At 62.9% G+C, this 11,803-nt stretch carries 8 protein-coding genes; 2 read left to right on the forward strand and 6 right to left on the reverse strand.

From position 1 onward, the window contains the following. Positions 1-162: 162 nt before the first annotated feature. Positions 163-3,936 (forward strand): methionine synthase, encoded by a 3,774-nt coding sequence (metH, locus tag ACFHWW_RS13365; RefSeq protein WP_379938617.1) that lies wholly within the window; start codon positions 163-165, stop codon positions 3,934-3,936. Between the two features lie 147 nt (positions 3,937-4,083). On the opposite strand, the gene ACFHWW_RS13370 is transcribed toward metH, so the two are convergent. From ACFHWW_RS13370 to ACFHWW_RS13395, 6 genes are read right to left on the reverse strand one after another with little or no spacing between them, the layout of a single operon-like run. After that, positions 4,084-5,679: a GMC family oxidoreductase gene (locus ACFHWW_RS13370; RefSeq protein ID WP_379938619.1), complete on the reverse strand. Its 1,596-nt coding sequence runs from the start codon at positions 5,677-5,679 to the stop codon at positions 4,084-4,086. Positions 5,680-5,726: 47 nt separating this feature from the next. Continuing rightward, the gene (locus ACFHWW_RS13375; protein ID WP_100674582.1) at positions 5,727-6,719 is read right to left on the reverse strand and encodes a branched-chain amino acid ABC transporter permease; all 993 of its coding nucleotides are present in this window, start codon (positions 6,717-6,719) and stop codon (positions 5,727-5,729) included. Position 6,720: 1 nt separating this feature from the next. Next, complete coding sequence (locus ACFHWW_RS13380; protein WP_379938622.1) at positions 6,721-7,608, reverse strand: branched-chain amino acid ABC transporter permease; 888 nt, start codon at positions 7,606-7,608, stop codon at positions 6,721-6,723. A 3-nt stretch (positions 7,609-7,611) separates the two neighbouring features. Continuing rightward, on the reverse strand, positions 7,612-8,313 hold the full coding sequence (locus ACFHWW_RS13385) for an ABC transporter ATP-binding protein (protein ID WP_100674581.1): 702 nt from the start codon (positions 8,311-8,313) through the stop codon (positions 7,612-7,614). Continuing rightward, positions 8,310-9,098 carry an ABC transporter ATP-binding protein gene (locus ACFHWW_RS13390; protein WP_127710711.1) on the reverse strand — a complete coding sequence of 263 codons (789 nt, stop codon included), beginning with the start codon at positions 9,096-9,098 and terminating at the stop codon, positions 8,310-8,312. Before ACFHWW_RS13390 ends, ACFHWW_RS13385 begins: the two co-directional genes overlap by 4 nt. 11 nt (positions 9,099-9,109) lie before the next feature. Then, entirely contained in the window at positions 9,110-10,315 is a 1,206-nt protein-coding gene (locus ACFHWW_RS13395) for an ABC transporter substrate-binding protein (RefSeq protein WP_004435262.1), read from the reverse strand. 251 nt (positions 10,316-10,566) lie between these two features. On the opposite strand from ACFHWW_RS13395, the gene ACFHWW_RS13400 reads away from it, so the two are divergent. After that, positions 10,567-11,514, forward strand: coding sequence for a LysR family transcriptional regulator (locus ACFHWW_RS13400; RefSeq protein WP_379938626.1), 948 nt, complete (start codon positions 10,567-10,569; stop codon positions 11,512-11,514). Positions 11,515-11,803 lie beyond the last annotated feature (289 nt).

The raw sequence follows: 11,803 nt of genomic DNA on the forward strand, positions 1-11,803 counted from the left end.
ACCGCACACACTCATCCCGCTCTCTTATCGGCCCCCGCACCCGCGGCGGGCCGCTTTTTATTCACCCATCCGCAATTGTGACCGTCGCGTATGTTGACATAAACATATCTTTATGTGAGTAAATCGATAATTCTTTGTCGTTTTCAGAACGGGAGATCTCCCATGTCCGCCGCCGACGCCCTCTTTGGAAACGTCTCGCCCAAGCCGGATGGTTCGGAAATTTTCCGGCAGCTCGCCCGGGCGGCGGCTGAACGCATCCTCATCATGGATGGCGCCATGGGAACGGAGATCCAGCAGCTCGGTTTCGTGGAGGATCACTTCCGCGGCGAGCGCTTCGGCGGCTGCGCCTGCCATCAGCAGGGCAACAACGATCTCCTGACGCTCACTCAGCCGAAGGCAATCGAGGACATTCATTACCACTACGCCATCGCCGGCGCCGATATCCTCGAAACCAACACCTTCTCCTCGACGCGGATCGCCCAGGCCGATTACGGCATGGAGGACATGGTCTACGATCTCAATCGCGACGGCGCGCGGCTGGCGCGGCGGGCGGCGAAGCGGGCCGAGGCGGAGGACGGCCGGCGGCGCTTCGTGGCAGGCGCGCTCGGCCCCACCAACCGCACCGCGTCTATCTCGCCGGACGTCAACAATCCCGGCTATCGGGCCGTCAGCTTCGACGATCTGAGGCTCGCCTATGCCGAGCAGGTGCGGGGCCTCATCGACGGCGGTGCCGACATCATCCTGATCGAGACGATCTTCGATACGCTGAATGCCAAGGCGGCGATCTTCGCCACGCAGGAAGTCTTTGCCGAAAAGGCGGTCCGCCTGCCGGTGATGATCTCCGGAACGATCACCGATCTCTCCGGCCGTACCCTCTCAGGCCAGACGCCCACGGCCTTCTGGTATTCGGTGCGCCATGCGGAGCCGTTTACGATCGGACTCAACTGCGCGCTCGGCGCCAATGCGATGCGGGCCCATATAGACGAGCTCTCGGCGGTCGCCGACACGCTCGTCTGCGCCTATCCGAATGCGGGCCTGCCGAACGAGTTCGGCCGCTATGATGAAAGTCCCGAGCAGATGGCGGTGCAGGTCGAGCGCTTCGCCCGCGATGGTCTCGTCAACATCGTCGGCGGCTGCTGCGGTTCCACGCCGGCCCATATCCGCGCCATCGCTGAAGCGGTCGCCAAATATCCACCGCGCCGGGTGCCCGAGATCGATCGCCGCATGCGGCTTTCCGGCCTCGAACCCTTCACGCTTACCGACGAGATCCCCTTCGTCAACGTCGGAGAACGCACCAACGTCACCGGCTCGGCGAAGTTCCGCAAGCTGATCACGGCCGGGGACTACGCCGCCGCACTCGATGTGGCGCGCGATCAGGTGGCGAACGGCGCCCAGATCATCGACGTCAACATGGACGAAGGCCTGATCGATTCGAAGCGCGCGATGGTCGAGTTCCTGAACCTCGTCGCCTCCGAGCCGGATATCGCCCGCGTACCGGTAATGATCGACTCGTCCAAATGGGAGGTGATCGAAGCCGGGCTCAAATGCGTTCAGGGCAAGGCGCTGGTGAATTCCATCTCGCTCAAGGAAGGCGAGGAGGCTTTCCTGCACCATGCGCGCCTCGTGCGCGCCTATGGCGCCGCTGTGGTGGTGATGGCGTTCGACGAGAAAGGCCAGGCCGATACGAAGACCCGCAAGGTGGAAATCTGCCGGCGGGCCTATCGCCTGCTGACGCAAGAGGTTGGCTTCCCCCCGGAGGACATCATCTTCGACCCGAATATCTTCGCGGTCGCGACCGGCATCGAGGAGCATAACAATTACGGCGTCGACTTCATCGAGGCGACGCAAGAGATCATCGCGGCACTGCCGCATGTCCACGTCTCCGGCGGCGTGTCGAACCTCTCCTTCTCCTTCCGCGGCAACGAGCCGGTGCGCGAGGCGATGCACGCCATCTTCCTTTATCACGCGATCCAGGCCGGCATGGACATGGGCATCGTCAATGCCGGACAGCTTGCCGTCTATGACGCGATCGACCCGGAGCTGCGCGAAGCCTGCGAGGACGTGGTGCTCAACCGCCGGGCCGATTCGACCGAGCGCCTCCTGGAGATCGCCGAGCGCTATCGCGGGAAGGGCGGGAGCCAGGGCAGGGAGAAGGACCTTGCCTGGCGCGAATGGCCGGTGGAGAAGCGGCTCGAACATGCGCTCGTCAACGGAATCACCGAATACATCGAAGCCGATACGGAAGAAGCCAGGCTTGCCGCCGAGCGGCCGCTGCATGTCATCGAAGGGCCGCTGATGGCCGGGATGAACGTCGTGGGCGATCTCTTCGGCTCCGGCAAGATGTTCCTGCCGCAGGTGGTCAAGTCCGCCCGGGTGATGAAGCAGGCCGTTGCGGTGCTGCTCCCCCATATGGAGGAAGAGAAGCGCGCCAATGGCGGCGGCGAGGCGCGCGAGAGTGCCGGCAAGATCCTGATGGCGACCGTCAAGGGCGACGTTCACGACATTGGCAAGAACATCGTCGGCGTCGTGCTCGCCTGCAACAATTACGAGATCATCGACCTCGGCGTCATGGTGCCCTCGGCTAAGATCCTCGAAGTGGCGCGCGAACAGAAGGTCGACATCGTCGGTCTTTCCGGCCTCATCACCCCGTCGCTGGACGAGATGGCGCATGTCGCTTCCGAACTCGAACGGGAGGGCTTCGATGTCCCGCTGCTGATCGGCGGGGCGACGACCAGCCGCGTGCACACGGCGGTGAAGATCAATCCGCGTTACAGCCTCGGCCAGACGGTCTATGTCACCGACGCCAGCCGCGCGGTCGGCGTCGTGTCGAGCCTGCTCTCGCCGGAAGTCCGCGACTCCTATAAGCAGACGGTCCGCGCGGAGTATCTGAAGGTTGCCGACGCACATGCCCGCAACGAAGCCGAGAAGCGCCGTCTGCCGCTTTCGCAGGCGCGGGCGAATGCCCTTCGGATCGACTGGGACGCCCACCAGCCGAAGGTGCCGTCCTTCCTCGGCACGCGTATTTTCGAGGGCTGGGACCTCGCCGAGCTGGCCCGTTATATCGACTGGACGCCGTTCTTCCAGACCTGGGAATTGAAGGGGGTGTTCCCGAAGATTCTCGATGACGAACGCCAGGGGGCTGCCGCTCGCCAGCTCTTCGAGGATGCGCAGGCGATGGTCGAAAAGATCGTGGCCGAGGCATGGTTCGCCCCGAAGGCCGTGATCGGCTTCTGGCCGGCCGCCAGCATGGGCGACGACGTCCGCCTCTTTACCGACGAGGTGCGCGAAGCCGAGCTTGCCACCTTCTTCACGCTGCGCCAGCAAATGGTGAAGCGTGACGGCCGGCCGAATGTCGCCCTTGCCGACTTCGTCGCACCGGCGGCGAGCGGCAAGCGGGACTATGTCGGCGGTTTCGTGGTGACGGCCGGCATCGAGGAGGTGGCGATCGCCGAACGCTTCGAGCGGGCGAACGACGACTATTCCTCGATCATGGTCAAGGCGCTTGCGGACCGCTTCGCAGAGGCCTTCGCCGAGCGCATGCATGAATATGTCCGCAAGGAGCTTTGGGGCTATGCTCCGGACGAAGCCTTCACGCCGCAGGAACTGATCGCCGAACCCTATGCGGGCATCCGCCCTGCGCCCGGCTACCCTGCGCAGCCCGACCACACGGAGAAGGAGACGCTTTTCCGGCTCCTGGATGCGGAAGCCGCTATCGGCGTCAGGCTCACCGAAAGTTTTGCGATGTGGCCGGGTTCTTCGGTATCGGGCCTCTATGTCGGCCACCCCGATTCCTATTACTTCGGTGTCGCAAAGATCGAGCGCGATCAGGTGGAGGACTATGCCGATCGCAAGCGCATGAGCGTCCGCGATGTCGAGCGCTGGTTGTCGCCTATCCTCAATTACGTGCCGATGCCGGAGACGGAAGCGGCGGAGTAGGCCGCAGAATTCATCCGTCCGGGCGTGCGTCGTTTTCAGGTGTTGGCTAGAGCATTTCAAAGTTTCATGGAAACGCTGAAATGCCCAACCATTTAATCCAACGCACTTCGGGACGGAAAACCGTTACACACTTTTCCTGGAAGTGCTCTAGCGCCCCCCTGCCAGGATCATCTGAGCCGCCTTCTCGGCGATCATGATCGTCGGAGAATTGGTGTTGCCGGAGGTGATCGTCGGCATGATCGAGGCATCGGCGATGCGCAGGCCGGCAATGCCGCGCAGCCGCAACTCGGGATCCACGACGCTATCGGGGTCGCCACCCATGCGGCAGGTACCGACGGGATGGAAGATCGTCGTGCCGATGTCGCCTGCCGCGCGTTTCAGCTCCTCGTCCGTCTCGCAGTTCGACCCGGGCTTGAACTCGACGGGATTGTAGCGGGCGAAAGCGGGCTGCGCGACGATGCGGCGGGTGAGCCGGATCGACTTCACGGCCACGTCCCGGTCGGCCTCGGCCGTCAGGTAGCGCGGGCGGATGTCCGGCGCCGCGGCGAAATCCGGCCCTTTCAGATGTACGGAACCGCGGCTTTCCGGCCGCAGATTGCAGACGCTCGCGGTGATGGCGGGAAAGGGGTGTACCGGCTCGCCGAATTTTTCGAGCGTCACCGGTTGTACGTGATACTGCAGGTCCGGCGTTTCCTTCTCCGGGCCCGATCGCGTGAAGACGCCGAGCTGGCTCGGCGCCATGGCCATCGGGCCGGAGCGGCGGACAAGATATTCGAGGCCGATCGCGGCCTTGCCTAAAAGTGAAGTCGCCTTTTCATTGAGCGTCGGGACGCCGGTCACCTTGTAGGCGAGACGCAATTGCAGATGGTCCTGCAGGTTTTCGCCGACACCGGGCAGCTCGTGGCGGACCTCGATGCCGTTTTCGCGCAGCACGTCGGGCCGGCCGATTCCGGAGAGTTCGAGGATATGCGGCGAGCCGATCGCCCCGGCCGAAAGCACGGTTTCGCGGCGCGCCCGGGCGCTTTTCGTGATTCCGTCATGCTGGAACTCGACGCCGGCGATGCGGCCGTCTTCGAGAATGAGCCGGCGGACATGGGCTTTCGTCAGGATCGTAAGGTTCCGCCGGTTCCTGGCAGGTTTCAGGAAGGCCTTGGCCGTATTCCAGCGGATGCCGGACCGCTGGTTGACGTCGAAATAACCGGAGCCCTCGTTGTTTCCGCGGTTGAAATCGTCGGTCTCCGGAATGCCCGCTTCGGTCGCAGCCTTCTGGAAGGCGTCGAGCACCGCCCAACGGACGCGCGCTTTCTCGACCCGCCATTCGCCCCTTGCGCCGTGCATGTCGTCGGCGCCGCGATAATGGTCCTCGGATTTCCTGAAGAACGGCAGCACGTCGTTCCAACTCCAGCCGGGGCAGCCGAGCTGGCGCCAGAGGTCGTAATCTCGCGCCTGCCCGCGCATGTAGATCATGCCGTTGATCGAGGAGCAGCCGCCGAGCACCTTGCCGCGCGGGTAACCGAGAGACCGGCCGTTGAGTCCCTCCTCCGCCGCCGTGGTGAAGCACCAGTCGGTGCGCGGATTGTTGATGCAATAGAGATAGCCGACCGGAATGTGGATCCAGTGATAATTGTCGCTGCCGCCGGCCTCGAGCAACAGCACGCGGTGGTCCGGGTTTTCCGACAGGCGGTTGGCGAGCACGCAGCCGGCGCTGCCCGCTCCGACGATGATGAAGTCGAACGTGTCCATTGGTTTTCTCTATGTCGAGGCCCGACGTGGTTCGGACCGATGCATGGTCAATGCTTGTGTCGATGCTCGAAGCCGAGCCTGCGGCCAAGCCGGGAGTTGTAGAACTCGCCGACGATGCCGCGGCGGAACAGAAGCACGCAGACCATGAAGACGATGCCGGTTATGATCGTGACCGGAAATTCCGACGTCGCCAGATAGTTCTGCAGCGTCACGACGAGACCCGCGCCGAAGAGCGGCCCGATCAGCGTTCCGATGCCGCCGAGAAGCGTCATCAGGATGACCTCACCGGACATCTGCCAGCTGACGTCGGTCAGCGTCGCGAACTGGAAGACGAGTGCCTTCAGACCGCCGGCAAGCCCGGTAAGCGCCGCCGACATCACGAAGGCTGCGAGTTTGTAGTTCCTGACCGAGTAGCCGAGCGAGATCGCGCGCGTCTCGTTCTCGCGGATCGACTTCAGGATCATGCCGAAGGGCGAATTTATGATCCGCCAGATCATGGCGATGCCGATGACGAAGACGGCGAGCACGAAATAATACATGTTCGTCGGCTGCGAGAGATCGATGAAACCGAGGAGATGGCCGCGGGGCACCGACTGGATGCCGTCCTCGCCGCGGGTGAACCCGGCCTGGAGGCAGAAGAAATAGAACATCTGGGCCAGCGCCAGCGTGATCATGGCGAAGTAGATGCCCTGCCGGCGGATCGCGAAGAAACCGACGACCGCGCCGAGAAGTGCAGCGCCGACGACGCCGAAGAGGACGCCGAGTTCGGGCGGCACGCCCCATTCCTTGACCGCATGCGCGGTGAAATAGGCCGCGCCGCCGAAGAAGGCGGCATGGCCGAAGGAGAGCAGCCCGGTATAGCCGAGCAGCAGATTGAAGGCGCAGGCAAAGAGCGCGAAGCACAGAATCTTCATGAGGAAGACGGGGTAGAAGAACAGGGGCGCAAGCAGCAGGCAGGCAAGGCCGACGCCGAGAAACACCGTCTGAACGATGGCCGGCGAGCGTTCCTTCTGCTTCGCGAGTTCGAGTGTCAGCGTCATATCAAGCATCCCGACCGAAGAGACCCGCGGGCCTCAGCAGGAGAACGATGGCCATGATCACGAAGATCACGATGTTGGAGGCCTCCGGATAGAAGACCTTGGTCAGTCCTTCGGCGATACCCAGCAGATAACCGGTGACGATCGCGCCCATGATCGAGCCCATGCCGCCGACGACGACCACTGCGAAGACGACGATGATGATGTTCGATCCCATCAGCGGCGAGACCTGGTAGATCGGCGCCGCGAGAACTCCGGCAATTGCGGCGAGCGCCGCGCCGAGCCCGTAGGTCAGCGTCAGCAGGAAGGGCACGTTGATGCCGAAGGATTGCACCAGGACCGGATTTTCCGTAGCGGCGCGCAGATAGGAGCCGAGCTTGGTCTTCTCGATCATGAGCCAGGTGCCGAGGCAGATCACCAGCGAAAAGACGATGACCCAGCCGCGATAGATAGGCAGGAACATGAAGCCGAGATTGGCCCCGCCCGTCAGCAGCGCCGGCGTCACATAGGGCTGGCCGGACGCGCCGTAGAGATAGCGGAAGGTGCCTTCGATGGTGAGCGCCAGGCCGAAGGTGAAGAGGAGGCCGTAGAGCGGATCGAGCGTGTAGAGCCGTCTCAGCATCGTGCGCTCGATAACGGCGCCGATGAGGCCGACGAGAAGGGGCGCGAGAATGAGCGCCGGCCAATAGCCGATGCCGAAATAGGATAGCAGCAGCCAGGCCATGAAGGCGCCGAGCATATACTGCGCGCCGTGGGCGAAGTTGATGACGCGCAGGAGCCCGAAGATGATGGCGAGGCCGAGGCTCAGGAGCGCATAGAAGGAGCCGTTGATGAGCCCGATCAGCAGCTGCCCGAGGAAGGCCTGGAGTGGAATTCCGAAAATCATCGTCATGGTCTACACCCCGAGCACATCATGCAGCATGTCCATGCGCGCGGAAAGCTCCGAAACCGGAAACTCGCCGGCCACACGCCCATGGTCCATCAGGTAGAAGCGGTCCGCGACCTTGCTCGCGAAACGGAAGTTCTGTTCCACCAGGAGAACGGTGATGCCGCGTTCCTTCAGCTTCTTCAGGACCTCGCCGATGCGCTGCACGATCACCGGGGCAAGCCCCTCGGTCGGCTCGTCGAGCAGCATCATCCGGACTCCGGTCCGCAGGATGCGGGCGATCGCCAGCATCTGCTGCTCGCCGCCGGAAAGCTTGGTCCCGGCGCTGTTGCGGCGCTCGTGCAGATTGGGAAAAAGCTCGAAAATCTCGTCGATCGTCATGCCGCCTTTCGCGACCGCCGGCGGCAGCAATAGATTTTCGTAGACGGTAAGCGTCGAGAATATGCCGCGCTCCTCGGGGACGAATCCAAGGCCGCGATGGGCGACGCGGTGGAGGGGCACGTGTATCAGATCCTCGCCGGCGAAGCTGATTTCACCTCTGCGCTCGCGCACTATCCCCATGATCGCGCGCAGGGTCGTCGTCTTGCCGACGCCGTTGCGGCCGAGCAGCGTGACCATTTCGCCTTCGCCGACGGTCATGTCGACGCCATGCAGGACGTGGCTTTCGCCGTACCACGCGTTAAGGCCGGCGACCTTGAGAAGCGGTTTCATCTGGAGGCCTCCTCCGTGCCCATATAGGCTGTGCGGACGCGCGGATCCTCCGAGACCGTCGCGTAGTCGCCTTCCGCGAGGATCTCGCCGCGCTGCAGGACGGTGACGTGATGGCAGAGCGTCGCGACGACCGAGAGGTTGTGCTCGACCATCAGCACTGCGCGCTCGCGCGCCACCTCACGGATGATCTCGGCGACCATGCCGACGTCCTCGTGCCCCATGCCGGCCATGGGCTCGTCGAGGAGCAGAACCTTCGGCTCGAGCGCCAGCGTCGTGGCGATTTCGAGTACGCGCTTGCGACCGTAGGAAAGGTCCGCGGCGAGGGCGTTCGCCTCCCTGTCGAGACCGACGGAACGGATCAGCTGCTCGGCCTTGCCGTTGAGAGTGTCGAGCGACGACAAGGATTTCCAGAACTGCGTCGCAAGGCGGTTCGGCCGTTGCAGCGCGACGCGGACATTGTCGAGCACGGTCAGGTGCGGGAACACCGCCGAGATCTGGAACGAGCGTACCAGACCCATGCGGGCGACCTTGTCGGGCGCGGTCCTGGTGATGTCCTCGCCGAGCAGGGTGATCGTGCCATGGGTCGGCTGCAGGAACTTCGTCAGGAGATTGAAGACGGTGGTCTTGCCGGCCCCGTTCGGGCCGATCAGCGCATGCACGCGGGCATGATGGATATCGAGGTCGACGTCCTTGACGGCGGTGAAGCCGCCGAAGTCGCGGCGGAGCCCGCGGGCGGACAGTACCACCCGCGGCGCTCCATTCTCCAAAGGCATGGCGACGGTCATCGTCTTGCCGGTCAGGACTTCACGAGCTCGCAGCCGCTCTGGGCCGGGTCGATGAAGGCTTCCTTGCCGGGAATGGTCGCGAGAACCTTGAAGTAGTCCCAGGGCTCCTTGCTCTCGTCCGGCTTCTTGACCTCGAGAAGATACATGTCGTGGATCATCCGCCCGTTCGGCGCGACCGTCCCGTTCTTTGCAAAGACGTCGTCGACCGGAAGAGCGTGCAGCTCTTTGGCGACAGCTTCCGTCTCGTCGGTTCCGGCCTTCTCGATCGCTTTCAGATATTGCAGGACGGCCGAGTAGGTGCCGGCATGAACCATATTGGGCATTTTGCCGGTGCGCTCCATGAAGCGCTTGCCGAACTTGGCGCTCTCCTCGTCGCGGTTCCAGTAGAAGCCTTCGGTGAGCGTCAGCCCTTGCGCCGCATCGAGGCCGAGACCGTGGACCTCGGCCAGTGTGAAGAGCAGGGCCGCCAGGCGTTGCCCGCCCTGGACGATGCCGAACTCGGCCGCCTGCTTGATGGCGTTCGAGGTGTCGAGACCGGCATTGGCAAGACCGATCACCTTGGCTCCCGAGGACTGGGCCTGCAGCAGGAAGGAGGAAAAATCGGTGGTTGCAAGCGGATGGCGGACGGCTCCGACGACGGTGCCGCCGTTCTCCTTGACATAGTTGCCGGTGTTTTCTTCCAGCGAATAGCCGAAGGCATAGTCGGCGGTCAGGAAGAACCAGCTGTCGCCGCCCTGCTTGACCAGCGCGCCGCCGGTGCCGACCGCGAGCGAGTGGGTGTCATAGGCCCAATGGAAACCGTAGGGGCTGCACTGCTTGCCGGTGAGCTCCGTCGTTGCGGCCCCGGTGACGATGTCGATCTTCTTCTTTTCTTTCGAGATCGCCTGCACGGCAAGCGCAACGGAGGAGGTGGTCAGCTCCATGATGCTGTCGACCTGCTCGGTGTCGTACCATTGCCGCGCAATGTTGGAGGCGATATCGGGCTTGTTCTGATGGTCGGCGGTCACCACCTCGACCGGGACGCCGAGCACTTTGCCGCCGAAGTCTTCGACGGCCATCAGCGCCGCCTCGTAGGAGGATTTGCCACCGAAATCGGCATAGACGCCGGATTGGTCGTTGAGAATGCCGATCTTGACCTTGCCGTCGGATGCGTCGGCAAGGGCGGCGGTGCTGCCGGCGAGCACCATTGCGAGCGTGGCGATCAGTTTCTTGTGCATTTGTCCTCCTCCCAAAGGTTCTATGTTCTAAAGGGCGATGCGAAGCCGCCGTGCGGATACACATAGGGCTCAGCCGTGTCCTTTCGAGACCTCGGCCGCCTCCCCACATCGCTCTGTTCAAATTTGACCAGACATGCTCCTCAAATGTCGGCCGCGATGTTTACCATTCAGAAAATTCTGCTTGGAAGCAAGTCGGTCGACCCGTAAATTGCAAACAGCATCTGTTCATTTTTGAACAGAAGGGGAGGGCCATGAATCCGAATTTTACCTGGGACGATCTGCAGTTCTTCCTCGCGGTCGCGCGAACGGGCCAGCTCTCGACGGCAGCGCGACGCCTGCGGACGAGCCACGCGACCGTGTCGCGCCGCATCGACCGCCTGGAATTCGCACTCAAGGTCAAGCTCTTCGAGCGCAACCCCCGCGGCTACGTGCTGACGACCATGGGCCAACGCTTCGTCGAAACGGCCGAGCGCATGGAGCGGGAGACGGAGCAACTGCAGCTCGACATCAGCGACGGCATGACGGCGCAACGCGGTGTCGTACGGCTGAGTACGCTCGAGGGTTTCGGCAACTTCTTCCTCGCGGACCGGCTTGGGAAGTTCGCCGAGCGCTATCCGAACATCTCGCTCGAGCTCGTGGCGATCCAACAGATCATGTCGTTGTCGCGCAAGGAGGCCGATATCGCGGTGGCGCTTGCCGCACCGAAAGCCGGAGCTTACCATGCCGAAGTGCTGACGCCCTATACGCTGCATGTCTATGGGGCACGCAGCTATCTCGCCGGTCAGCCGCCGATCCGCACACGCAGCGATCTCGGCTCCCACCGCTTCGTCGGTTATATCGACGACATGATCTTCACGCCGGGGCTGGATTATCTGGGCGAGATACAGCCAGGGCTGCGCGCCCATTTCCAAAGCTCGAGCATCCTCACCCAGTTGAAGGCGGTGCGCCAGGGATTAGGTCTTTGCGTGCTCCCGCACTTCATGGCGCAGGACGAACCCAGCCTCGAGATTGTGTTGCCGGATGAAATCGAGCTGAAACGGACCTATTGGCTGATTTGCCACCGCGATCTGATCGCGATACCCCGGGTGAGGGCCGTACGGGATTTCCTGGTGGATGCCGCGGCCGAAAACCGAGGCTGCTTCCTGCGTGAGACGCCGCTCGCATCGACCGGTCCGCGACGGGTTCTTGAACGTCAATAGCTCGTTAACCATATAGACGAGGCAAACGCAGGGCCTTTCCGGGTGCGAGGGTCCCAAAAGGGATGCCGATCCTGCCGGTTTCCGGCCCGGTTTGCAGACGCAGGAATAAACACCCTTTAAAAACAGTCACTTACGATTTTCTGCTGATTTTTTGAAAATCGTTGTTGACGTGTCGGAGGGTGGGGGTCTATAAGCCCGATCACTGACGAGGGCGGCGGCGCTGCTGGCGACGATGTCCTTCGCTCTAGGGTTTCCAAGATTGGCGGATGCTGATTGGCGGGACTGGGCC

Source organism: Sinorhizobium sp. P24N7 (assembly GCF_042436655.1).
Lineage (GTDB): Bacteria > Pseudomonadota > Alphaproteobacteria > Rhizobiales > Rhizobiaceae > Sinorhizobium > Sinorhizobium meliloti_A.